Annotated in this window: 21 protein-coding genes; 5 read left to right on the forward strand and 16 right to left on the reverse strand. The window is 68.0% G+C overall.

Going from position 1 to position 22,218, the window contains the following annotated elements:
- Positions 1-412: 412 nt before the first annotated feature.
- From AAEX57_RS12205 to AAEX57_RS12220, 4 genes are all read right to left on the reverse strand, one after another.
- Complete coding sequence (locus AAEX57_RS12205; RefSeq protein WP_342092539.1) at positions 413-1,294, reverse strand: universal stress protein; 882 nt, start codon at positions 1,292-1,294, stop codon at positions 413-415.
- Between the two features lie 101 nt (positions 1,295-1,395).
- Positions 1,396-1,791 carry a pyridoxamine 5'-phosphate oxidase family protein gene (locus AAEX57_RS12210; protein ID WP_342092540.1) on the reverse strand — a complete coding sequence of 132 codons (396 nt, stop codon included), beginning with the start codon at positions 1,789-1,791 and terminating at the stop codon, positions 1,396-1,398.
- Positions 1,792-1,848: 57 nt separating this feature from the next.
- On the reverse strand, positions 1,849-2,823 hold the full coding sequence (locus AAEX57_RS12215) for a T3SS (YopN, CesT) and YbjN peptide-binding chaperone 1 (protein WP_342092541.1): 975 nt from the start codon (positions 2,821-2,823) through the stop codon (positions 1,849-1,851).
- A gap of 33 nt (positions 2,824-2,856) precedes the next feature.
- Positions 2,857-3,804 carry an AEC family transporter gene (locus AAEX57_RS12220; protein WP_342092542.1) on the reverse strand — a complete coding sequence of 316 codons (948 nt, stop codon included), beginning with the start codon at positions 3,802-3,804 and terminating at the stop codon, positions 2,857-2,859.
- A 90-nt stretch (positions 3,805-3,894) separates the two neighbouring features.
- Here AAEX57_RS12220 and AAEX57_RS12225 point away from each other — a divergent pair, with 90 nt between their 5' ends.
- Both AAEX57_RS12225 and AAEX57_RS12230 read left to right on the forward strand, forming a co-directional pair.
- A complete protein-coding gene (locus tag AAEX57_RS12225) occupies positions 3,895-4,419 on the forward strand; it encodes a ferritin (protein ID WP_342092543.1) in 525 nt (174 codons plus the stop codon).
- Positions 4,420-4,446: 27 nt separating this feature from the next.
- Positions 4,447-5,742, forward strand: coding sequence for an acyltransferase (locus AAEX57_RS12230; protein ID WP_342092544.1), 1,296 nt, complete (start codon positions 4,447-4,449; stop codon positions 5,740-5,742).
- On the opposite strand, the gene AAEX57_RS12235 is transcribed toward AAEX57_RS12230, so the two are convergent.
- The 6 genes from AAEX57_RS12235 to AAEX57_RS12260 form a co-directional block, all read right to left on the reverse strand.
- Positions 5,655-5,858: a hypothetical protein gene (locus AAEX57_RS12235; protein ID WP_342092545.1), complete on the reverse strand. Its 204-nt coding sequence runs from the start codon at positions 5,856-5,858 to the stop codon at positions 5,655-5,657. The genes AAEX57_RS12230 and AAEX57_RS12235 overlap by 88 nt on opposite strands.
- A 254-nt stretch (positions 5,859-6,112) precedes the next feature.
- Positions 6,113-6,703, reverse strand: coding sequence for a CueP family metal-binding protein (locus AAEX57_RS12240; protein WP_342092546.1), 591 nt, complete (start codon positions 6,701-6,703; stop codon positions 6,113-6,115).
- 298 nt (positions 6,704-7,001) lie between these two features.
- Positions 7,002-7,958: an aldehyde dehydrogenase family protein gene (locus tag AAEX57_RS12245; RefSeq protein ID WP_342092547.1), complete on the reverse strand. Its 957-nt coding sequence runs from the start codon at positions 7,956-7,958 to the stop codon at positions 7,002-7,004.
- A gap of 258 nt (positions 7,959-8,216) precedes the next feature.
- Entirely contained in the window at positions 8,217-11,111 is a 2,895-nt protein-coding gene (locus AAEX57_RS12250; protein WP_342092548.1) for a vitamin B12-dependent ribonucleotide reductase, read from the reverse strand.
- A 1-nt stretch (position 11,112) separates the two neighbouring features.
- Entirely contained in the window at positions 11,113-11,604 is a 492-nt protein-coding gene (gene nrdR / locus AAEX57_RS12255; protein ID WP_342092549.1) for a transcriptional regulator NrdR, read from the reverse strand.
- Between the two features lie 283 nt (positions 11,605-11,887).
- The gene (locus AAEX57_RS12260; protein WP_342092550.1) at positions 11,888-12,283 is read right to left on the reverse strand and encodes a DUF2752 domain-containing protein; all 396 of its coding nucleotides are present in this window, start codon (positions 12,281-12,283) and stop codon (positions 11,888-11,890) included.
- A 113-nt stretch (positions 12,284-12,396) separates the two neighbouring features.
- Here AAEX57_RS12260 and AAEX57_RS12265 point away from each other — a divergent pair, with 113 nt between their 5' ends.
- A complete protein-coding gene (locus AAEX57_RS12265; protein ID WP_342092551.1) occupies positions 12,397-13,194 on the forward strand; it encodes an RDD family protein in 798 nt (265 codons plus the stop codon).
- A gap of 79 nt (positions 13,195-13,273) precedes the next feature.
- Here the strand turns inward: AAEX57_RS12265 and AAEX57_RS12270 are convergent, their stop codons facing one another.
- A complete protein-coding gene (locus AAEX57_RS12270) occupies positions 13,274-13,669 on the reverse strand; it encodes a hypothetical protein (protein WP_342092552.1) in 396 nt (131 codons plus the stop codon).
- A gap of 277 nt (positions 13,670-13,946) precedes the next feature.
- Here AAEX57_RS12270 and lexA point away from each other — a divergent pair, with 277 nt between their 5' ends.
- Entirely contained in the window at positions 13,947-14,750 is an 804-nt protein-coding gene (gene lexA, locus AAEX57_RS12275; protein WP_446721147.1) for a transcriptional repressor LexA, read from the forward strand.
- 4 nt (positions 14,751-14,754) lie between these two features.
- On the opposite strand, the gene AAEX57_RS12280 is transcribed toward lexA, so the two are convergent.
- The 4 genes from AAEX57_RS12280 to miaA form a co-directional block, all read right to left on the reverse strand.
- Positions 14,755-16,692, reverse strand: coding sequence for an ATP-dependent DNA helicase (locus AAEX57_RS12280; RefSeq protein ID WP_342092623.1), 1,938 nt, complete (start codon positions 16,690-16,692; stop codon positions 14,755-14,757).
- 135 nt (positions 16,693-16,827) lie between these two features.
- The gene (gene hflX / locus AAEX57_RS12285) at positions 16,828-18,312 is read right to left on the reverse strand and encodes a GTPase HflX (protein WP_342092553.1); all 1,485 of its coding nucleotides are present in this window, start codon (positions 18,310-18,312) and stop codon (positions 16,828-16,830) included.
- Positions 18,313-18,355: 43 nt separating this feature from the next.
- On the reverse strand, positions 18,356-19,189 hold the full coding sequence (dapF, locus tag AAEX57_RS12290) for a diaminopimelate epimerase (protein ID WP_342092554.1): 834 nt from the start codon (positions 19,187-19,189) through the stop codon (positions 18,356-18,358).
- A gap of 14 nt (positions 19,190-19,203) precedes the next feature.
- The gene (gene miaA / locus AAEX57_RS12295; RefSeq protein ID WP_342092555.1) at positions 19,204-20,163 is read right to left on the reverse strand and encodes a tRNA (adenosine(37)-N6)-dimethylallyltransferase MiaA; all 960 of its coding nucleotides are present in this window, start codon (positions 20,161-20,163) and stop codon (positions 19,204-19,206) included.
- 151 nt (positions 20,164-20,314) lie between these two features.
- Between miaA and AAEX57_RS12300 the strand changes: the two genes are divergently transcribed.
- Entirely contained in the window at positions 20,315-20,515 is a 201-nt protein-coding gene (locus tag AAEX57_RS12300; protein ID WP_342092556.1) for an antitoxin, read from the forward strand.
- An 84-nt stretch (positions 20,516-20,599) separates the two neighbouring features.
- Here AAEX57_RS12300 and AAEX57_RS12305 read toward each other — a convergent pair whose 3' ends face one another.
- The gene (locus AAEX57_RS12305) at positions 20,600-22,183 is read right to left on the reverse strand and encodes a glycoside hydrolase family 10 protein (protein WP_342092557.1); all 1,584 of its coding nucleotides are present in this window, start codon (positions 22,181-22,183) and stop codon (positions 20,600-20,602) included.
- Between the last annotated feature and the right edge of the window lie 35 nt (positions 22,184-22,218).

Raw genomic sequence — 22,218 nt, forward strand, 5'->3', positions numbered from 1 at the left:
AACGCAACCGGGCCCGGAAGCTCTCGCTCCCGGGCCCGCAACTTCGTTGCGCATGGCCACCATTCCCCCGAATGACGACCTGTGCTGGTTGGACCAAGTCCCCCGACTGGTCCATCTCCTTCGCCGAATCCCCCGATTCGACGAAGAGCCCGATTCCCCCGAATCGGATCCCCCGTGGCCACTCCCCCGAGTGGCTGCTGGGCGATGACTTCATCCTTCCTGCTGTTAATACTGAACACAAGTTAACGTCGAACGCCGAAATTTCGCGCTTCAGCGCCGCTTCAGGAATGGTTCGGCCAATGTCCCGTGATCAGGTGACAAATCGCTCCCGCCGGGACGATTGACGGCTCTACTTGTCACTCATTCACGGGACAGTGTGATCCATGTCACATTCCGCCACCACCGCGGGTTTTCACTGGACGAGGGCAACGGGACTCCCGGCGTGTGCCAGCACGGCCCGCATCACGCCGCCCAGGTGGATCCCGAGCAGCTTGGCCTTCTGCACCCCCAGCACCAGCAGGTCCACCGTCGAGGACAGGTCAACCAGCTCATCCACCGGAGACCCGGTGGCAATCTGCACCTCCACCGGCACCTCCGGGTGCGCAGCCCGCAATGGCTCGAGCAAACCCTCGATCCCCTGTCGCGCCGCGCGCTCCACCTCGTCGAAGGCAGGCCCGGCATCCATCTGCTTGGCCACGTGCACCACGCTGAGGGTCGCGCCGCGCGCCTCCGCCTCGGCCATCGCCCACTCCAGGGTGTGCGGGGAGTGGTTCTGGGCATCGACACCGACGGCGATCCGCCCCATCCCACCGGTCAGGCCGGGCGTCGCGGCGGCGGAGATCACCACCAGCGGGCAATGCGCGGCATCGGCCAGGGCGACGCTGGTGGAGCCGATGAACATCCGCTCCAGGCCGCTGACGGAGCGGCGCCCCACCACCAGCAGGTCTGCCCCCTCGCTGAGTCGGGCCAGCACGGCCGCGGCATTGCCCAGCACCACCTCCGCGTGGATCTGATCCTCACCGAGCCCGGCCTGGGTGGCCAGCTCGATCGCCGCCTGATTCGCATGCTCGCCGGCCTCCTGCAGGGCGCTCGGGTCGTAGACCACGCCCCAAGCACCGGCCATCACGGCGTCGTCCACGGCATGCACCAAGTGCAGGGTGGCCTTGCGACGCTCGGCCGCGCCGACGCCGTAGCGCACGGCGCGCAGACCGTCCTCGGAGCCATCCACCCCCACCAGGACTCTGGGGCCCTCGATCCGGACCGAGCGGTCATCGTGGGTGGCGGCGGTGCTCATGGCTTCCCCTCTCGCAGGGCCACAGCCGACCAGCGAGGGCCGGTTGCGGCGTTGGCTTGCCCTGATGCCATTCTTCCACGCCGACGAGGGATTGTGCAGGGCTAGGCTGCGGCGACCGCCCGGCCGGTCAGTGTGGCGTCGCTGATCACCAACAGCAGCTCCCGGGTGTCGGGGACGAAGGGCTCCGGCCCGGCCTCCACCGTCAGCTCACCCTCGGCCGGACGCCCCAGGGATCCGCGGGCCACGACGCTCCAGCCATTGCGACAGGCGGGATCGAATTCGTCCACCTCGAAGGCCACCGGGGTGCCGTCGGCGAGACTGGCCAGCTGGGTCTGCCCACCGGTGCGCAGGACGATTCGTTCGTCGTCCAGGGCGTAGGACAGGGGTAGCACCGTCAGCCCGTCGGGGCCGTCGAAGGCCAAGCGGCCCACCGAGGCCTCACGGAGCAGCAGACTGCATTCGGCCGCATCGAGAACCTCGAAATGCCCCTCACCCATCGGACCCCACCTCTCCTGAACTGTTCAGATCGTATCGGACCGGAAAGGCCGCGCAGCTCACTCGCCGTCGGTGAAGGTCACCCGGCCACGCAGCTTGGCGGCCAGGTCGTCATCGATCCCGTCGGCGATCCGGGTGATGATCCGCACGCCCTCGTGCAGGTGAGCCGGGACGAAGGGCCGCGCGAGCAGGCTCATCGACACGAATACCCTGTCCTTGTAGAGCGAGAAACGGCCGAAGCGGGATTCGGTGTTCAGGTCATTGAGCACTTCGACGGCGCGGCCACGGCCCTCCAGGTCATGGACCAGGGCGCTGAACAGCAGCACCTCCCGAGCATCGGCGGAGCACCGAACGAAGACCATCGAGGAGCCGACCCGAATGGTGAAGTCGCCCTCCTCGTCGGTGATCGGTTCGTGGCCGAACATGTGGGCCAGTTCGGTGCGGACGAAGTCGTGCAGCTCATCCCAATCCGCCGGCATGCTGGCGACGTAGTCATGCTCCTCCCCCGGGTGCTGCGCGGCGGCCGTCGCACCGGTGGAGGCCTCCCTCACAACCGGCTCGGTGGCCAGGATCTCGGCCAGCTGGTCAGGTGCCAGGAAGACGGGGTGCTGCACGCCGAAGACGTCGCGCAGCGTCTGGACGGCCAGCTCGGCGAGCCAGACGCAGTCGTCCTGCACGTGCTCGGCCCAGAAATTCGGGGTGGGGTGCGGTTCCTCGACGGTCGGCGACTGCCAGCCGAGGGTGGCCAACTGGTCCAGCTGTCCCGCACCCAGCTGGAAACCGTCACCCAACACGGCATTGCTGGCGGCCTCGGCCAGGATCATCGGCGGCTCGTCCTTGGCCGTGCGCTGGCCGCAGGTGAAGCTGACGAAGGGCGCCGGTTCGGCCTCGGTGGTCAGGGTGCCCACCCGCAGCGCCGCCCCGTCGTCGATCATCGAGACCACCTCGGCAAGCCGGTCGGTGAACAACGCCCAGGCCTGGGCGGTGCTGGCGTCGAAGTCGAAGGTTTCCCGTTGGCCCACGTCCTTGCTCATGCCGCCAACCTAGTACACGCCGGTTTCGTGGGTTCAGCCCAGGATCAGGGCCATCGCCATGATCGTGCCGATCGACACGATCGAGGTGATGAAGACCACATCACGGGCCAGCACCACCGAGCGTTGGTAGCGCACCGCATGGCTGAAGATGTTCTGTGCCGTCGGCAGCCCGGCCAGCACCATCACCGCCAGCATGGTCACCTGGTCCAGTCCGAAGGCCAACGAGAGCAGGAAGGCCAGCAGGGGCTGCAGCAGCAGCTTCAGCCCGCACAGCACCAACGTCTCGTTCCACAGCGGGCCGCGTCCGGGCAGCGGCCCCAGCCGCAGCGAGACCCCGAAGGCGATCAGCATGGTGGGCACCGCCAGCCCGCCGAGCATGGTCAGCGGCACGTCCAACACCTGCGGGATCCGCGCGCCGGTCAGGTTGAGCGCCAGACCCGTGAGCACGCCGATGGTCATCGGGTTGCGCAGTGGCAGCATCACATTGCGCCGCCGGGAGCTGGCGCCCCCGCCGGTGCGGGCGGCGTCGGCGTCCAGGAAGGCCAGGCCGATCGGCTGCAGCACCGCCACCTGCACCAGCAGCAGCGGGGCGATCCAGGTGACATCGTGCAGCACATAGGCGGCGATCGGCAGCCCCATGTTGCCGGCGTTGACGTAACTGGCGCAGAAGGTGGCGATCACCGTGTGCCCCAGGCCGGGCTGGCGGCCCTGCTCGTCGCGCAGCACCCAGCGCAACAGCCCCAGCGCCACCAATCCCGTGGCAAGGGTCGCCAGCACGCTAACCAGCAGGTTCTCTGCAAAGATCCGCTTCAGGTCCGCGTCGGACATCATCGTGAGCATCAGGGCGGGACTGCCGGCGAAGAAGCTCAGCTTGGTCAGCACCAGCTGGGAGGTGGTGTCCAGGACGCGCAGATGGGCCAACAGCCAGCCCACACCGACCACCGACCAGATCGCGAAGAAACCGCCCAGCACACCCGTCACCATTCCACCCTACGACCCTCTTACCACTTGGTCGTCAGCCGATGGAGGAATGCCTCGTGCGCGAACCGGGAACGTGCTTGGCTAGGGGTCATGAAGATGACCAAGGAACTCGAGAAGCTGTTCAACGACCAGATCACGCTGGAGCTGGCGGCCTCCACGGTCTACCGGCAGCTGGCGATCGAGGTCGACGCGCAGGACCTGCCCGGCATGGCCGCCTGGCTGCGCCATCAGGCCGACGAGGAGATCGTGCACGCCAACAAGTTCATCGACCACCTGCTGGACCGGGACAACCACCCCGTGATCGGCGCGGTGGCCGCCCCCAAGACGAAGGCGTCGATGACCCCGCTGGACGTCTTCACCGCCGCCCTGGAGCACGAGCAGAAGGTGTCGGAGTCGATCCGCAACCTCTACCGCGAGGGCGAGGCCGCCGGAGATCTGGACTCGCGGCCCCTGCTCAGCTGGTTCATCAACGAGCAGCTGGAGGAGGAGGCCACCGTCAGCGAGATCATCGGCCGGATCACGATGATCAACGACGATGGCCCCGGCCTGCTGCGGCTGGACCAGGAGCTGGGCCAGCGCCCCGCTACCGGCACGGAGAACACCGGCGCCGCCTGATCCTCACCGGCCCTACCCTTGTGGTTCGTGGCCGAACATGCTGAACAGAAGACCAAAGAGCGCGAGCTGCTGATCGACGCGGCTCGCGCTCTGGCCGTCTGCCTGGTGGTCTTCTTCCACGCCGGCTTGTGGCGCGTCTACCGCACCGAGACCGGCTGGCAGGCCCGCACCATGGAGATGGGGCCGCTGGGCTGGTACGGCAGCTGGCTGTTCATGGTGATGCCACTCTTCTTCGTCGCCGGCGGCTTTGCGCACGCCATCGTGGTGGACAAGATGCACCGACGCGGCACCGGCCTGGCGCACTACTTCGCCAACCGGGGGCGACGACTGGTGGGGCCCACCACCGTCTTCATCACCCTGTTTGCCGTTCCCAGCAGCATCGCGGCCTGGCTGGGCTGGATGGACGATGCGGTCTTCATCAGCCACAACCTGACCAAGCTGCTGTGGTTCCTGGTGGCCTACCTGTTCATCGTGCAGATCGCGCCGGCCATGGTCTGGCTGCACGACCGCTCCGCCTGGCTGGTTCCGGTGCTGCTGTTGGTCGCCGGCACGACCGTCGACGTGTGGACCATCCACACGGGGGCGCTGGACAACCGCTACTGGAACCTGATCATCGTCTGGCCGCTGTGCCATCAGCTGGGGATTGCCCACCAGCGCGGCTTCCTGCGCCGCGGCCCGCTGTGGCAGCCGATCGCGGCCATCGGGCTGGGTGCGGTGGCGATCGTGGTGCTGCTGCAGTTCCGCTTCGGCGCAATGGGCGGCTGGCCGGTGCCGGCGCTGGGGATGGGTTCTCGCTGGATCTCCAACCTGCAGCCGCCCACCGTGGCGATGGCCTGGCTGGGGTTGGCCCAGACCGGGGTGCTGGGGCTGCTGGCCCGACGCCGCCTGACACTGCTGGAGCGCCCGCGTGTGCAGCAGGCGATGGGCGTGGTCAATGCCCTGCTGATGACCACCTACCTGTGGCACATGCCGTGCGTGGTGGTCTCCTTCGGGATCGCCATCGGGCTGGCGATGCTGATCCCCTCCGCGGTGGGGATCACCACCTTCCCGCTCTTCACCCTGACCATTGCGCTGGCGCTGATTGCGCTGGTGGTGCCGCTGGTTGCCCGGATGGATCTGCGGATGATCCCCCCGCTGGGCCCCCGGCAGAACGGCCCGGCAGCCTTCGGCGCGTTGGTGCTGCTCACCCTGTCACTGGTCGGGGTGTGGCGGCACGGGCTGGTGGTGCACCCCGGTCAGCCCCTGTCATCGCTCGGGGTGATCGGCGTCTGGGCGGGGTCCGCACTCTTGGCGTGGGCGGCCAACCGGCCGTCGGCGTCGTAGAGCCGGAAAGTGGCCACCGCGGTTGGCAGGGTGGCGAAGATCCGGTCGACGCCCACCTTCTGCACGAAGCCGGCGGCCTGCAACTGGTCGAAGAGATCCTGCTTGACCCGGGCCATCGCGAACTCGATCCCGCAGCCCTCCAGGATCTCCCGCAGCCGATCCAGCTCGTCAACGGAGGTGCCATCACCTGGGGAACCAGGTAGGCAGCCATCGTGATGCCGCCCAGGATGTCACCCCGCAGCCATTCCCGCCGGTAGTGCGTCAGGGCGTCGAGCCCCGGCAGCACCCGTGCCCACCCTGGTCGGGTGACCTTGTCCATGGATCGACGTTACTCCCGCGCGGGCGGATCCCGCAGCGGTTCGGGCCGCCCTCAGCGCAGTTGCAGGGTGGTCAGGCAGGTCGGGCTGTCGGCGGTGGTGGCGAAGGGCACCGTGCCGGTGCGGCCATCGATCGTCGCGGTGACGGTGCCGGAGATGTCACGCGGCAACCAGACCCCGACGAAGCCATTGGTGGCGGTGCTGGTCTGCTTGTCCACCAGCTTCTTGCCCTGCTGGTCCGTGATGGTGAGCTTGACCTGCTTGTTCACCTGCTCGCCTTGGCAGCCGGACAGGCTGTGCGCGAAGCACTCGTGGGTGGTCTCGCGGTAGGGCGCGATCGACAGGTAGAACTTGTCGGCCGGCAGCGGCAGAATGCGCTCGCCCGCGCCGTCGGTGAGCACCACCTCGTTGGCCTTCACCGAGGCCTTGAGGTCCAGCGGGCGCGCGTCGGTGGAGCGGTCCAGGGTGTTGACCAGCGTCACGGCATCCGCATCAGCAAGGCCCAGTCGCTCCAGGACGTCGGAGCCGCCGCTGGCACTGGCGACGGCCGAGGGGGTCGGCTGGGTGGGCTGCGCAGAGCAGGACGACAGCGCCAGCAAGGGAGCCGCCAGTGCGGCAGCCAGACGGAGGGTGCGGGGGGTCATCGGAAACTCCTGGGGATGGGATGCGAACCTGATTTGCCCGTAATCTACCGTGCCAATCCAGCGAATCCATCAGTGGGTGAATGACAAGGGCCACGCGGCCGCCTTGCAGCCAGTGACGCGGCAGCCCCGTTAGAAGCACCAGATCTCGACTCTGCCTCTGACGAAGGACGCCGCCAACGTGACACCAGTAGCAGTCCCCGGGCGATCAGTCGCAACGTCCGTCCGCTGAGGCCGGAGGGCCTGGTCTGTGCGTTCTCCTGCCTGCATGGTGGTACTCGTCCTGCCAGGAACACCCTCGTCAGAGCGTGATTCCGACGTACTTCGTCTCCAAGTACTCCTCCAGGCCCTCGTGACTGCCCTCGCGTCCGAGGCCGGACTGCTTCACCCCGCCAAAGGGGGCAGCCGGGTTTGAGACGACGCCCGTGTTGAAGGCCACCATGCCCGACTCGATCTGCTCGACGGCCTTCAGACCGCTCGACACGTCGCGCGAGAAGACGTAGGACATCAGCCCGAACTCGGTGTCGTTAGCGCGGGTGATCGCCTCCTCGTCCGAGTCGACCACCACGATCGGGGCGACCGGTCCGAAGATCTCCTCCTTCAGCAGCCGCGCGTCGGCCAGCACGGTGGGCTCGAAGAAGAAACCATCCCGCTCGACGCATTTCCCGCCGGTGAGCACCCGAGCTCCCTTCGCGACGGCGTCCTCGGTGAGTTCGGCGACCTTGTCGAGGGTGGCCTGGTCGACCAGCGGGCCCAGCGTCGTACCCTCGCAATTTCCGGGCCCGACAACGAGCTTCTCGACCTCGGCCACCAATTGCGTCAGGAACTGTTCGGCCAGGTCACGGTGGACGTAGAAGCGGTTGGCTGCGGTGCAGGCCTCGCCGTTGTTGCGGAACTTGGCGGGTATGGCGCCCTTCACCGCCTGGGCCACGTCTGCGTCGTGCAGCACCACGAAGGGCGCATTGCCGCCGAGCTCCATCGACGTCCGTAGGACACTCGCGGACGCCTGCTGCAGCAGCGCCCGCCCCACCTCGGTCGACCCGGTGAAGGTCAACTTGCGCAACCTCGGATCGTCTAGGATCGGCTTCGAGACGACGCTCGATTTCGAGCTGACCACGCAGTTCACCACGCCGTCGGGAACGCCCACGTCCTGCAGGGTCTGCATCAGGTAGAGCATGGTCAATGGAGTCGCGGACGCTGGCTTGATCACCACGGTGCAGCTGGCCGCCAGCGCCGGGCCGATCTTGCGGGTGCCCATGGCCGGCGCATTCGATCACGTAGCGGGCTTGATGCCCTGCTCGGCCAGCCTCCTGGGCGAGGGCTGGCAGTCGGGTCCGGGCCGCCTCGACCTGCACCTGGCCCTGCGCGCCCTGGTGTTGCGCTCGCCTGAGAGGTGAGCCAGCCAGACAATGCCGCCCGACGGTCAGGCTGCTGGCCGGGCCACCTGCTCACCCGTGCCCCAGCCGTGCCGACAGGTGCCCAGCCATGCAAGGCTGGGCACCTGTCTTGATCTGGATCAGCTGCAACCGCTGGTGGAGCCGCAACCCTCGCAGACATAGCAGGAACCGCTGGGGCGCATCTTGGTGCCGCAGGTCATGCACAGCGGCGCGTCGATGGCGTGCCCGGTCAGGCCCTCCATCATCTCCGTGGTGGTGTGCGCGCTGCCCACCGTCTCCTGCTGCACGCTGGGCGTGGCCTGGATCAGCGACGGCTGGATCGGGCCCGCCTCATCCACCCGCAGGTCGTCGGCGGCATCATTCTTCAGGGACTCGGACTCGGGCATCGCCGCCTCGTCCTCCTCGCTGATGTAGGAGCCGGTCTCCACGTAGCGGGCGCGCTCGGCGGAGGTGTAGATCCCCAGCTCGCTGCGCTCGTCGAAGCTCAGGTAGTCCAGCGCCAGCCGACGGAAGATGTAGTCCATGATGGACTGCGCGATCCGGATGTCCGGGTCGTCGGTCATGCCGGCCGGCTCGAACTTCTGGTTGGTGAACTTCTGCACATAGGTCTCCAGCGGCACGCCGTACTGCAGCGCGATGGAGATCGCGATCGAGAAGGCGTCCATCACGCCGGCCAGGGTGGAACCCTGCTTGCCCAGTTTCAGGAAGACCTCGCCCAGCTGACCGTCCTCGTACTGGCTGGAGGTCATGTAGCCCTCGGCGCCGGCCACCGAGAAGCTGGTGGTGCGACCGTCGCGGCTCTTGGGCAGGCGGCGACGCCGCGGCCGGTACTCGATCCGCACCTCGGGAGCCGGGGCGGGAGCAGCGGCCGCCTCGGCGGCGTCGGCCACCTTCTTGCCGTCACCCTTCTTGCCGTCGCTCAGGGGCTGGCCCACCTTGCAGTTGTCACGGTAGACGGCCAGGGCCTTCAGGCCCAGCTTCCAGCCCTGCAGGTAGACGTCGGCGATCTCCTCCACCGTCGCGGACTCGGGCAGGTTGACCGTCTTGCTGATCGCGCCAGACAGGAAGGGCTGGACGGCAGCCATCATCCGCACATGGCCCATCGGCTGGATGGCGCGGGCACCCATGGCGCAGTCGAAGACCTCGTAGTGCTCGGACTTGAGCACCGGGGCGTCGATCACGTGACCGTGCTCGGCAATGTAGGCGACGATCTGGTCGGCGTCGGCGGTGCCGTAGCCCAGGTTCTTCAGGGCGCGCGGGATGGTCTGGTTGACGATCTGCATCGAGCCGCCGCCCACCAGCTTCTTGAACTTGACCAGGCTGAAGTCGGGCTCCACACCGGTGGTGTCGCAGTCCATCATGAAGCCGATGGTGCCGGTGGGGGCCAGCACGGAGGCCTGCGCATTGCGGAAGCCGTTGGTGGCGCCCAGGCTGACCACCTGCTCCCACTGGTCCGCGGCAGCCTTGGCCACCAGGTTGTCATTGGTGTGCAGCGGCTTGAGCGCCTCGCTGGCGGCCTGGTGCTTGCGCATCACCCGCTGGTGCGGCTCGGCATTCTCGGCGTAGCCGTTGTACGGCCCGACGACGGCGGCCAGCTCGGCGCTGCGCCGGTAGGAGGTGCCGGTCATCAGCGAGGTGATGGCGGCGGCCAGCGCCCGGCCACCCTCGGAGTCGTAGCCCAGGCCGAGCGCCATCAGCAGGGCGCCCAGGTTGGCGTAGCCGATGCCCAGCTGGCGGAAGTTGCGGGTGGTCTCGCCGATCGCCTCGGTCGGGAAGTCGGCAAAGCAGATGCTGATGTCCATCGCGGTGATGATCAGCTCGACGGCCTTGGTGAACTTCTCGGCGTCGAAGACGTCGTCGTCACCCAGGAACTTCAGCAGGTTCAGGCTGGCCAGGTTGCAGGACGAGTTGTCCAGGCTCATGTACTCGCTGCACGGGTTGGATGCGGTGATCGGCCCGGTGTTCGGGTTGGTGTGCCAGTCGTTGATGGTGTCGTTGTACTGGATGCCCGGATCGGCGCACTCCCACGCGGCGGTGGCGATCTTGGTGAACAGCTCGGTGGCCTTCACCTCCTCGATGGTGCGGCCGTCGCCGCGGGCCTTCAGGCCGAACATGGTGTCGCCCTCGACGGCGGTCATGAACTCGTCGCTGACCCGCACCGAGTTGTTGGCGTTCTGGTACTGGACGCTGGTGATGTCCTTGCCGCCCAGATCCATGTCGAAACCGGCGTCGCGCAGGGCGCGGATCTTGTCTTCCTCGCGCGCCTTGGTCTCGACGAATTCCACGATGTCCGGGTGGTCGACGTCCAGCACCACCATCTTGGCGGCGCGACGGGTGGCGCCACCGGACTTGATGGTGCCGGCGCTGGCGTCGGCGCCGCGCATGAAGCTCACCGGCCCCGACGCGGTGCCGCCGGAGCTCAGCAGCTCCTTGGAGGAACGGATCCGGGACAGGTTCAGGCCGGCGCCGGAGCCGCCCTTGAAGATGAAGCCCTCCTCCTTGTACCAGTTCAGGATGGAATCCATCGAGTCGTCGACGCTCAGGATGAAGCAGGCGCTGACCTGCTGCGGGCTGGCGGTGCCGACATTGAACCAGACCGGGGAGTTGAAGCTGAAGTACTGGTGCAGCAGCATCCAGCGCAGCTCGTCCTCGAAGACCTGGGCGTCGGCCTCGGTGGCGAAGTAGCCGTGCTCCAGGCCCGCCTTGGAGTAGGTGGTGACCACGCGATCGATCAGCTGCTTCAGGCCGGTCTCGCGCTGCGGGGTGCCCAGGGCGCCGCGGAAGTACTTGGTGGTGACGATGGTGGAGGCATTCAGGCTCCAGAAGTCGGGAAACTCGACGCCCTTCTGCTCGAAGACGCTCTCGCCGGTCTTCCAGTTGGTCTGGACGACGTCGCGCTTCTCCCAGGTCACCTCGTCATAGGGATGGACACCCTCGGTGGAGAAGACGCGTTCGATGGTCAGGCCGGGCGCCTTCTTGGTGCTGCGGCGTGTGGTCCTGGTGGTCTCGGTCATATCAGCCTTCTTCGGTGGGTTCATCGTCGGATTGGGAGCTTGTCTTGGGTGTGGTGCTGCGCAGGCGGGCGATCTCGGTCTCGAAGTCCTCGACGCTCTGGTAGTGCTGGTAGACACTGGCGAAGCGCAGGTAGGCCACCGGGTCGAGTTCCCGCAAGGGGTCGAGGATGGCCACGCCGACCTCGTCGGTGGGGATCTCCCCCTGGCCGCTGGCCCGCAGGCTCTCCTCCACCCGCTGGCCGAGCCGGGCCAGATCGGCCTCGCTGACCGGGCGGCCCTTGCAGGCCTTGCGGACGCCGGAGATCACCTTGTCCCGGTTGAAGGGTTCGGCGACGCCGGATTTCTTCACGACGGAGAGTTGGACCTGCTCGATGGTGGTGAACCGGCGCTCGCAGGCCGGGCACTGGCGGCGACGGCGAATGCTGCAACCGTCGTCCGCGGCCCGGGAGTCGAGCACCCGGGAGTCGGCATTGCGACAGAAGGGACAGTGCATGGCGGGCTCCTTTCGGGCGCATGACGACATGCACCCGAAGGTGTCGTCGATGGACTGGACAAGTGGGCAACCCTTGTGCCTTCAACCACTAGCTGTAGATGAATCACACGCCTGCAACCACTAGATGTAGCTACCGTAGGTCGTTCGGGACACAACGTCAAACCGCTCTCAGAGGTGTGTCGGCGGCGCGTCGGCTGGCTTTTCGGCAACTCCCGACCAGCCCCGCGTGCCGCCTTGACCGGATGCTTCGCCGGGCGCACAATCGCTCCCCGCGCAGCCGATCTCAGGGCAGGTTTCGCAGCACCGCGAAGACCAGCGCCGGACCGGCCATCAGCACCAGCACCCGATCGAAGGTCAGTGGCCGCAGCCACCGCGGCGGGCGCAGCGCCGGGCCACCGCGAGCCTCCACCAGCCAGGCCAGCGTGCACAGCGTCAGCCCCGCCCCCACCAGCAGGGCGAAGGGATTGGCCTGCCAGGCGGCGAGCCACTCGCCCCGCAGCAGGTGCAGACCGGCCGTCGTGCTGCCACAGACCGGGCAGAGCAGTCCGGTGGTGGCACGCAACGGGCAGGGCACACCCCGCCCCAGCACGAGCACCAGCCCCAGCTGCCCGGCAGCGACCAGCGCCAACGCACCCACCCCGCGCAGGGCGCGGTTGGCGTCGAAGGATGGGGCTTCCATGTGGTCGATTCTGCCCGCTTTCGGCTGAAGACTCACCGGGCAACGGTGTGTGGCGCTCCAGCTGCCCCACTGGCCCCCTAGCATCAAGGCAGATCACCAACCCGGAGGCCCTTGTGAACGACTTCCCCAACAACAACACCCCCAACAACGACCCGTGGAATCCGCAGAATGCGGGCAACCAGAATCCGGCCGGCCAGCCGCCGGCCAATCCCTACGGCCAGCCGGCGCAGCCGGTGCAGCCGGCCGCCCATGACCCCTATGGCCAGGCGTCGGCCAATCCCTACGGCCAGCAGCCGCAGGCCTACCCGCAGCCTTCCGCGAGCGACCCCTACGCGCAGCCGTCGGCCAATCCCTACGGCCAGCCCACTGGCGATCCCTATGGCCAGCAGATCCATGGCGCGCCGGCCTATGGCGATCCGAATGCGATGGCCAACCCCAATGCGATGTACGCCCAGCCCGGCTACGGCCAGCCCTATGGCGGCGCCAAGCTGACCCCGTGGGTGAAGCGTGTGGCCAGCTACATCATCGATTGGCTCCCCTACAGCATCTTGTACCGCATCGCCGAGCCGATGGTTGGCCTGGAGAGCACATGGGATCCCAACATGCCAGAGGGCACCAACCCCACGTTCGGCATCATCCTCATGCTCCTCGCGTGGGCCTGGTTCTTCTACAACATGGTCTACCGGGACGGCAAGAATGGCGTCTCGGTCGGCCGCCAGGTGATGGGCACCAAGCTGGTCAGAGAGGAGACCGGCCAGCCGATCGGCCCACTGAAGGCCTTCCTGCGCCAGCTCGCCCATTTCATCGACGCGATCATCTGTCTTGTCGGCTACCTCTTCCCGCTGTGGGACAAGAAGCGCCAGACCATCGCGGACAAGATCGTCGGCACTCTGGTGATCGACACCAAGTAGGCACAGCCAAGCGGCTCCCCGCGAAGGCCCCGACCCCTTTGACCAGTTCAATTGGGTCGGGGCCTTCGCTGCGCGCGGGCTAGCTCTGCAGGCTGGCGGCGACGCTCTGCTGCGGCGCGCCCTCTTCCAGCGGTGCATTGCTCACGCTGAAGAAGGAGACCAGGCCGATCACGACGGTGGCGACCGCAATCACGGCCAACAGGATGACGATGGCCAGGATCCCGCGATCGGTCAGCTGCACCCGCGTGCCGGAACCGGCCGGGGCGGGGACGGTGCGCCTCGGCAGCGGGACGTCCAGCACGAGCTGGACGGGGACGCCGTGCCCACCCGGAGCAACCGGCTGGAGCGGACGGCCACCCGGGGCGGCCAGCCCCTGCGGACGAGCCTGGGGCCCCCGCAGCTGCGGCTCACGCACGCGGCGGCGGGTCGGAGCCGGGGTGACGGCCTCGGCCTTGGCAATCAGCGATGCACTCATGGTTACTCCTTGGTCTTGGGCGAACCTGCTCGAGGACCCATCCGGCCTTCGAACGAGTGTTCGACACAAATACTAGCGCCCCCGTCCGATCCATTCAAACAGTCGTTCGAATGGCGTGCCGTCTCCTCCGGGGAAGACCACCCGATCGAGGGTTAGCATGAGTCAAACAGGCGCCTCTGACATTTTTTGCGGGACGCCTGATGCCACACCCAGGAAGAGCCCGACACACCTCGAACAAGCGTTTGAATCGAACACCTGTGGAGTCTAGGATTGAGCCATGGCGACAGGCGACGAGAAGAAGACCGGCAAGAAGGGCAAGCGCCCCGTGGGCCGCCCCACCAATGAGCAGGTTCGTCGGGAACTGGCAGGCCGTGGACGGATCAAGATGCTGCCCGACGGCCCGGTCGACGTCGACGGCCTGAGCGGACGCCAGCGACGAATGCTGGAGATCATCCGCGACTCGCTGGCCACCCACGGCTACCCGCCGAGCTTCCGGGAGATCGGCGACGCCGCCGGCCTGGCCAGCTCCTCCAGCGTCGCCCACCAGCTGAAGCAGCTGGAGCTCAAGGGCTTCATCCACCGCAAGCCCGGCCAGCCGCGCGCGATGGAACTGCACCTACCCAATTCGCTCAAGGCGCAGCATGAAGCGTCCGCCCCCACCGCCGAACCCACCGGGGACATCACCGGGATCAACGATGCCTTCCCCAGTGCGGTGAACGTGCCCATGGTCGGCCGGATCGCCGCCGGCGGCCCGATCCTGGCCGAGGAACACCTCGAGGAGGTCTTCCCGCTGCCCAAGCAGCTGGTCGGTGACGGCGTCACCTTCATGCTGGAGGTGCACGGTGACTCGATGGTGGAGGCCGCCATCTGCGACGGCGACTGGGTGGTGGTCCGGCAGCAGCCCGACGCCAACAATGGAGACATCGTCGCGGCGCTGCTGGACGACGAGGCCACCGTCAAGACGCTGAAGAAGACCCCCGGCCAGGTCTGGCTGCTGCCGCACAACGAGTCCTACTCCCCCATTGACGGCAACCACGCGAAGATCCTGGGCAAGGTGGTCGCGGTCCTGCGCCGCGTCTGATCGACTATTCCCGCGCGGCCTGCAGGCGTCGTAGCGCCTGGACGGCAACCTCCCGATCCCGGGTCATCCAGAAGTCCGGCATCGATGCGCGCAGGAAGCCGCCATAGCGGGCGGTCACCAGCCTGGGATCCAGCACCGCCACCACGCCCTTGTCGCTGACCCGTCGGATCAGCCGGCCGGCGCCCTGGGCCAGCAGCAGCCCGGCATGGGTGGCCGCCACCGACATGAAGCCATTGCCGCCGGCCTCGGCCACCGCCTGCTGGCGGGCCTGCATCAGCGGGTCGTCGGGGCGCGGGAAGGGAATCTTGTCGATGATCACCAGCTCGCAGGTCTCGCCCGGCACGTCGATCCCCTGCCAGAGGCTGACGGTGCCGAACAGGCAGACCTCCGGCTCCGCCACGAAACGTCGGGTCAGCTCGGAGAGCTGGGCGTCGCCCTGGCACAGGATGGTCATCTTGGGCAATTGCTTGCGGACGTGTGCGGCGGCGGTCTCGGCGGCCTTCTGCGATGCGAACAGCCCCAGGGTGCGGCCGCCCGCCGCCCAGACCAACTCGGCGACCTCGCTCAGCGCCTCCTGGGTGATCCCGTCGCGCCGTGGATTGGGCAGTCCGGTGGCGCAGTACAGGATGCCCTGCCGCTGGTAGTTGAACGGGGTGCCGACGTCCAGCGCCCGCCAGGCCAGCGGGTTGTCCGGATCGTGCCGCTCCCCCTCCAGCCGGTCCGCCTTCCGCAGCCCGATCTGCCCGGCCACCTGGTTGAAGTCGCCGCCGATCTTCAGCGTCGCCGACGTCATGATGGTGGTCGCCTCGCCCAGCACCCGCTCGCGCATCAACCCGGCGACGCTCAGCGGCGCCACCTGCGCCTGCCGCCCGAAGCGTTCCCGCTCGCTCACCCAGACCACGTCATTGCTGCTGAGCGCCGCCATCCGCTCGGCGATGTCGAAGACCTCCTTGACGGCGCTGGCGGCCTGCTGCTGTTCGGGGTCGACGTCCTTCTTGCCCTTCTCGGCCTTGCTGCCCAGCCCGGTGACCACCCGGCGGGAGACGTCGCGAATGGTCTCGAACGCGGTGGTGGCGGCGCACGGCTGGGTGATCCGAGCCAGCTCGGTGTCCTCCAGCGCGGCGGCCAGGATGTCGCCGCATTCCAGGAATTCCAGCCCCAGGTCATCGCTCAGCCACGGCAGCGCCCGCTTGGCGACGCGTTCCACGGTCTGCGGGCTGAGCTCGTCGCTGGCGGCGCCGGTGACCCGGCTGACCAGTTCGTGCGCCTCGTCGATGATCACGATGTCGTGCTCGGGCAGGGCGGTGCCCCCATGCATCGCGTCGATCGCCAGCAGCGCGTGGTTGGTGACCACCAGATCCGATCCGCGCGCCTTCTCCCGGCTGGCCTCGACGAAGCACTCGGTGCCGTAGGGGCAGCGCTGCACGCCGAGGCATTCCCGCACCGGCATGGAGACCAGGCCCCAGGCGCGCGGGGTGTGGGCGGGGGCGTCGTCCTTGTCCGCCAGTCCCTTGGTCTTGATCTGTTCCTCGGCCCAGTCGCGCAGCATCAGCACCTCGGCGCCCAGCACGGATTCCGCGTCGGCCTTGGACTGCTTCAGGTTGGCGGCCAGATCAGCACCGCCCAGCAGGGTGTCCTGCTCGTCGACCACCCCGTCGCGGATCTTGAGCAGGCAGGCGTAGTTGGTGCGGCCCTTGAGAATGGCGTGCTTGGGCTCCCGGCCGGTGACCTGGGCGACGGCCTTGAGCGCATTGGGGATGTCGGTATTCGCCAACTGGGCCTGCAGCGCCAGGGTGGCGGTGGCGATCACGATCCGTTGCTGGCTGCCCTGCACGTGCAGCAGCGCCGGCGCCAGGTAACCGAGCGACTTGCCGGTGCCGGTGCCGGCCTGCACCAGCAGGTGTTCCCCGGTGTCAATGGCCCGTTCGATGGCTTCGGCCATCCGTTGCTGGCCCTCGCGCGGGGTGCCGCCGATCGCCGCGACCGCCGCCTGCAGCACCTCGGCGGAGGTGTGCTTGGCGGCGGTCTGGTCGGTCTGGTTCTCCTCGGCGTCGGGCACCGATCCAGCCTACCCGGATCAGCTGGCGAAGGGCTCCAGCTCACCGGCCAGCTCGGGGTGCACCCGGGCCACCACGCGGGTGCCCTCGCCGGTGTGCTCGATGGTGATGAACTGCCCATTGCGATGGATCTTGTCCACCAGGTCACCCCGCTCGTAGGGGATCAATGCCTCGATGCTGATCTCCGGGCTGGGCAGCCGGCTCTCGGCGACGGCGCGCAGCTGGTCGACGCCCTGCCCGGTACGGGCGGAGACGAAGATCGCCTCCGGGTACTGGGTGCGCAGCATCTGCAGCGCCTCGGTGCTGGCCTGATCGGTCTTGTTGATCACCAGCTGCTCGGGCACGTCCCCGGCGTCGATGTCGTTCAGCACGGTGCGCACCGCCTGGATCTGGCCCACCGGATCCGCGTCGGAACCGTCGACGATGTGCAGCAGCAGGTCGGCCTGGGCGGATTCCTCCAGCGTCGACTTGAAGCTCTCCACCAGGTCGTGCGGCAGGTGACGGACGAAACCGACGGTGTCGGTCAGGGTGTAGACCCGGCCGTCCGGCGTGGTGTGCCGACGCGTCGTCGGGTCCAGGGTGGCGAACAGGGCGTCCTCCACCAGCACCCCGGCGTCGGTCAACCGGTTCAGCAGGGAACTCTTGCCGGCATTGGTGTAGCCGACGATCGCGATCGACGGGATCCGGTTGCGCTTGCGGTCAGCGCGCTTGTTCTCCCGGGTGGCGTCCAGCTCGCGCATCCGCTTGCGCAGGATGGCGACCCGGGTGTTGATCCGGCGACGATCGGTCTCGATCTTGGTCTCACCGGGGCCACGGCCACCGATGCCAGCGCCGCCCGCCGCCCGGCCACCGGCCTGACGGGAGAGGTTGCCACCCCAGCCGCGCAACCGCTGGCGCAGGTACTGCAGCTGGGCCAGCTCCACCTGGGTCTTGCCCTCCACGCTCTCGGCGTGCTGGGCGAAGATGTCCAGGATCAGCGCGGTGCGATCGATCACCTTCACCCGCACCCGGTCCTCCAGGTTGCGCAGCTGTGCGGGTTGCAGCTCACCGTCGCAGATCACAGTGTCGGCGCCGGTGGCCACCACCACCTCGCGCAGCTCGTCCACCTTGCCGCGGCCGATGTAGGTGGCCGGGTCGGGCGACTTGCGTCGCTGGATCAGCCCTTCGAGCACCTGGGCGCCGGCGGTCTCCGCCAGCGCCTTCAGCTCGGTCATGGCATTCTCGGCGTCCTGTTCGGTGCCGGTGGTCCAGACGCTGATCAGCACGACGCGTTCCAGCTGCAGGTCTCGGTATTCGACCTCGCTGATGTCTTCCACCTGGGTGGACATGCCAGCGACGCGCTTCAGCGAGAGTCGTTCGGCCAAGTCCAGTTGCAGGCCGTCATGATCGTAGTCGGCGGCCAGCGCCTCGGGGTCTTCGCCGTCTGGATCGACGTCGAGGTCCTCGTAGAGGTCGTCGAAGTCGTCGGGCTCGGGGCTGGGGTCAGGGTAACGGCGTGGAGTCATCGTTGGACAAGCTTGTCACCCCGGCCCAGGCAATGCCAGCCAATTACAGCGAATCGGGCAGCCAGGCCTCGCCTCGGGCGACGATCACGGCGGGGCCGGTGAGCATCGCCCGGTCCCCGGCCAACTCCACGGTCAGCCAACCGCCGGGCACATCCACCCGGATCTCGCCGTCGCCCAGCGCGGCGCGCCGAGCGTACGCGGCGGCGGCCGCGACGGTGCCGGTGCCACAGCTCAGGGTCTCCCCCGCGCCGCGCTCGTGCACCCGCATCCGCATGTGCCGCTCCTCCAGCACCTCGACGAATTCCACATTGGTGCCGTGCGGATAGCGCTCGGCCGGGCTCCAGCTCGGCTCCCGGGTGAGGTCCAGGCCGTCCAGCTCCTGCCCGTCGGCCAGGAAGCACACGGCATGTGGATTGCCGACACTGACCTCGGTGGCCTGCCAGCTGCAGTCCCCGGTGGTGATCTCCACCGGCTCGTCGGCCAGCGTGACGGTGCCCAGATCGGTCCGGATCCGGCCGTCGATCAGCGGCCAGGCGTGGCGCAGGCCGGCGCGGGTGGCGACGGTGATCTGTTCACCGGCCGCCATGTCCTCCTCCAGCAGGTAGCGGATGAAGACCCGCAGACCGTTGCCGCACATCTCGGCGATCGAGCCGTCGGCATTGCGGTAGTCCATGAACCACAGGTCCGGGTCGCCCTCCCATTCCGGGATGGAGCTGGCCAGGGTGACGCGCAACAACCCGTCGCCGCCGATCCCGCCGCGCCGGTCGCACAGGTAGCGCACGTCGGCATCGCTCATCTTGACCATGCCGTGCCGGTCCCGCAGGATCACGAAGTCGTTCTTGGTGCCGTGCCCCTTGGCGAAACTCCATTTCCTCATGCGATCAACGCTACTCACTGCTCGACGTCGCCGAGCTCGGGGTCCACGCCGTCGAGTGCGGACAGGGCGGCCGCCACGATGGTCTCGGCATTGGTCGGGTCGCCGGCCGCCAGCCAGACGATCCGAGGGTCGCGCCGGAACCAGCCCAATTGCTTGCGGGCAAATTTGCGGGTACCACTCTTGGTGCGTTCCCGGGCCTCGTGCTCGGTCAGCTCCCCATCCAGGAATTGCAGCACCTGCCGGTAGCCCAGGGCCCGCGAGGCGGTCAGCCCGTCGCGCAGGCCCTGCGGCACCAGGGCCTCCACCTCGGCCACCAGGCCGTCGGCCCACATCTGCTCCACCCGCTCGTCGATCCGGCGGTCCATGGTCTCCCGGTCGAGTTCCAGCCCGAACTGCAGCACGCCGGCAACGGCATAGCTCCACTCGGGGAGCGTTGGGGTGAACCCTCCGGTGAGCTCCAGCACCTCCAGCGCCCGCACGATCCGGCGCCCATTGCCCGGCAGGATTCCGGCGGCGACGACGGGACTGCGCTGGGCCAGTTCGGCATGCAGGGCCTCGGCTCCCAGCTGAGCCAACCGATCCTCGTAGCGCGCCCGGACCCGGGGATCGGTGCCCGGGAAGCTGAACTCGTCCAAGATGGCATGCACGTAGAGCGCCGACCCGCCGACCAGGACGGGCAGCACCTCGCGCTCGCGCAGCTCGGCGATGATCTCGCGGGCCTGCTTCTGGAATTCCGCCACCGAGGCGGGCTGGGTCACCTCGCAGCAGTTGACCAGGTGGTGCTTGACCAGCGTGAGCTCCGCTGCCCTTGGTTTGGCCGTGCCGATGTCCATCCCGCGATAGATCAACATCGAGTCGGAATTGACGATCTCACTGGGTACACCCCGCTCACGCAGCGCGAGGGCGACCTCGATGGCCAGGCTGGACTTGCCCGAGGCGGTGGGGCCGTTGATCACGAGCAGTGGGAGGGTCACACCCCCATTGTGGCCGCGACACGCCCGTCGGCCCAAGATGTTTGCCATTCAGCTGCCAGCGGATGCCGTTGAAAGGCGGACCACGCGGCGCGACGATGGAGGTGGAAGCCACCCCAAAGGGGGTGTCGCCCCACGAACCTAGGAGTACCGCATGGGAATCTTCGACAAGGCCAAGGATGCGCTGACCGGCAATGCCGACAAGGCGCGCGACGCTGTCAACAGCCACGAGGCGCAGGTTGACCAGGGCGTCGACAAGGCCGGTGACTTCGTCGACGGCAAGACCGACGCCAAGTACGCCGACAAGGTGGACCGGGGCCAGGACTTCATCAAGGACAAGACCGGCAACCTGTGATCCTCACCGATCACCCAGGACACGACGGCGGGGCGGATGCGACGGCATCCGCCCCGCCGTCGTCCTGGGCCGGGTGACGCCGGTTCAGCGAACCAGGGTGACCGCCGATTCGTTGGAGCCGCGATCCACCGCGCTCACCAACCAAGCGGCATTGCCGCGCTGGGCGGCCGGGATGGTCCAACGCCCGGTGTTGTTCACCACGGCGGCGACGAAGCGCGTGTCCGCCAGGTCACAGCCGTTCACCCGGCCCGGCTTCACCACCCGGTAGATGACCAGCTGGGTGGCCCCCGGAGCCTGGATCCGCAGGTCATTGCCCACCCGTTTCACCGACGGGGCGGCCGGTGCCCGGGAATCCAGCCAGGGCGTGCGGGGAGTGAGGGCCGGCTTGCCGTACCACTCTCGAGCCACGATCCGGTGGGCATCGAGCTTGTTGGCCCGCACCGATGAGGCGTCGAAGAACATGTGCCCCTGCAGTACTGCACGGCCGCGCGCATCGCGCTGCTTGCTGACCAGCTCCAGATGGGAGACCAGCTCCCGGCTGTTGCGCCACGCCTTGTCACCCGGGGCTCCGACCTTGTAGCTGGCCTCCCCCAGGTAGACATTCGATCGTGGACTCTGCCGGGCCAGATCCGCCCACCACTGGGTCACCGTGCCATAGCGGGCCGCCTTCAGGCTGCGCGACCAGTAGACCTGCGGCACCAGGTAGTCCACCATGCCGGCCCGTAGCCAGGTGCGGGTGTCGGCGTACAGGTCGTCGTAGGTCTCCACCCCGGCCGTGGTGGCCGATCCACGCGAATCGGTCTGGGCATTGCGCCAGACCGCAAAGGGCGAGACGCCCAGCTGGGTGCCGGGACGGGTCCGCTGGATGGCCTTGCGGGTGTCGCTGATCAGCAGGTTGATGTTGGAGCGGCGCCATGCGGCCAGCCCCATCGACTTGCCGTAGCGGGCATAGGTGGCGCTGTCGTTGAAGCTCTTGCCGCTGACCGGGTAGGGGTAGAAGTAGTCGTCGAAGTGCACGGCGTCGACGTCGTACTTCGCCACCATCTCCGTGATGGTGTCCACCACGTGCTTGCGCACCTGCGGCAGGCCGGGGTTGTAGTACAGCTTGCCGCCGTAGGAGACCGTCCAGTCCTTGTGTTTGCGGGCGGGATGGCTGGCGGACAGCTTCTTGCCCGTGGCGTCCTGCGCCACCCGGTAGGGATTCACCCAGGCATGCAGTTCCAGCCCGCGCTGATGGGCCTGCTGGACGGCGAAGGCCATCGGGTCCCAGCCCGGATTGCGGCCCTGGGTGCCGGTGAGCCAGTGCGACCAGGGCTCGCGCTTGCTGGGCCAGAAGGTGTCGGCGGTGGGACGCACCTGCAGGACCACCGCATTGTGGCCATTACGTTTGGCCAGCTCCAGCAGGCCGATCAGCTCGGCCTGGGACTGCTTTGGGGACAGGCCGGCGCGGCTGGGCCAGTTCAGGTTGCTGACCGACGCGATCCACATGGCCCGCATGCTGTGCTTGGCCAGCTTCGGATTCACGCTGCAGGTGCTGGCATCACCCGGCTGGTAGACCCGTTTGGGGGCCGCGCTGGCGGATGCGGGGGCCACTCCGCCGGCCAACAGCGTGGCCAGCAGGGCGACGGGGAGGGCCTGACGGGCGCGAAGGCCTGGGCGTCGGGGCATCGGGGATCCTCTCGGTGGGGCGCCGATCGGGGGCT

This window comes from Luteococcus sp. H91 (assembly GCF_038433135.1).
Lineage (GTDB): Bacteria > Actinomycetota > Actinomycetes > Propionibacteriales > Propionibacteriaceae > Luteococcus.

What these genes read in the sequence shown, in the direction of transcription:
- AAEX57_RS12235 (WP_342092545.1), bottom strand. Translation starts at nt 5,858, where the DNA reads ATGGCCCGGGTCAAGCAGGATCTCTTCGACCAGTTGCAGGCCGCCGGC.
- hflX (WP_342092553.1), bottom strand. Translation starts at nt 18,312, where the DNA reads ATGACTCCACGCCGTTACCCTGACCCCAGCCCCGAGCCCGACGACTTC.
- AAEX57_RS12205 (WP_342092539.1), bottom strand. Translation starts at nt 1,294, where the DNA reads ATGAGCACCGCCGCCACCCACGATGACCGCTCGGTCCGGATCGAGGGC.
- AAEX57_RS12280 (WP_342092623.1), bottom strand. Translation starts at nt 16,692, where the DNA reads ATGGCCGAAGCCATCGAACGGGCCATTGACACCGGGGAACACCTGCTG.
- AAEX57_RS12210 (WP_342092540.1), bottom strand. Translation starts at nt 1,791, where the DNA reads ATGGGTGAGGGGCATTTCGAGGTTCTCGATGCGGCCGAATGCAGTCTG.
- AAEX57_RS12260 (WP_342092550.1), bottom strand. Translation starts at nt 12,283, where the DNA reads ATGGAAGCCCCATCCTTCGACGCCAACCGCGCCCTGCGCGGGGTGGGT.
- AAEX57_RS12225 (WP_342092543.1), top strand. Translation starts at nt 3,895, where the DNA reads ATGAAGATGACCAAGGAACTCGAGAAGCTGTTCAACGACCAGATCACG.
- AAEX57_RS12305 (WP_342092557.1), bottom strand. Translation starts at nt 22,183, where the DNA reads ATGCCCCGACGCCCAGGCCTTCGCGCCCGTCAGGCCCTCCCCGTCGCC.
- AAEX57_RS12215 (WP_342092541.1), bottom strand. Translation starts at nt 2,823, where the DNA reads ATGAGCAAGGACGTGGGCCAACGGGAAACCTTCGACTTCGACGCCAGC.
- AAEX57_RS12245 (WP_342092547.1), bottom strand. Translation starts at nt 7,958, where the DNA reads ATGGGCACCCGCAAGATCGGCCCGGCGCTGGCGGCCAGCTGCACCGTG.
- dapF (WP_342092554.1), bottom strand. Translation starts at nt 19,189, where the DNA reads ATGAGGAAATGGAGTTTCGCCAAGGGGCACGGCACCAAGAACGACTTC.
- AAEX57_RS12300 (WP_342092556.1), top strand. Translation starts at nt 20,315, where the DNA reads ATGGGAATCTTCGACAAGGCCAAGGATGCGCTGACCGGCAATGCCGAC.
- lexA (WP_446721147.1), top strand. Translation starts at nt 13,947, where the DNA reads ATGGCGACAGGCGACGAGAAGAAGACCGGCAAGAAGGGCAAGCGCCCC.
- AAEX57_RS12250 (WP_342092548.1), bottom strand. Translation starts at nt 11,111, where the DNA reads ATGACCGAGACCACCAGGACCACACGCCGCAGCACCAAGAAGGCGCCC.
- nrdR (WP_342092549.1), bottom strand. Translation starts at nt 11,604, where the DNA reads ATGCACTGTCCCTTCTGTCGCAATGCCGACTCCCGGGTGCTCGACTCC.
- AAEX57_RS12240 (WP_342092546.1), bottom strand. Translation starts at nt 6,703, where the DNA reads ATGACCCCCCGCACCCTCCGTCTGGCTGCCGCACTGGCGGCTCCCTTG.
- AAEX57_RS12270 (WP_342092552.1), bottom strand. Translation starts at nt 13,669, where the DNA reads ATGAGTGCATCGCTGATTGCCAAGGCCGAGGCCGTCACCCCGGCTCCG.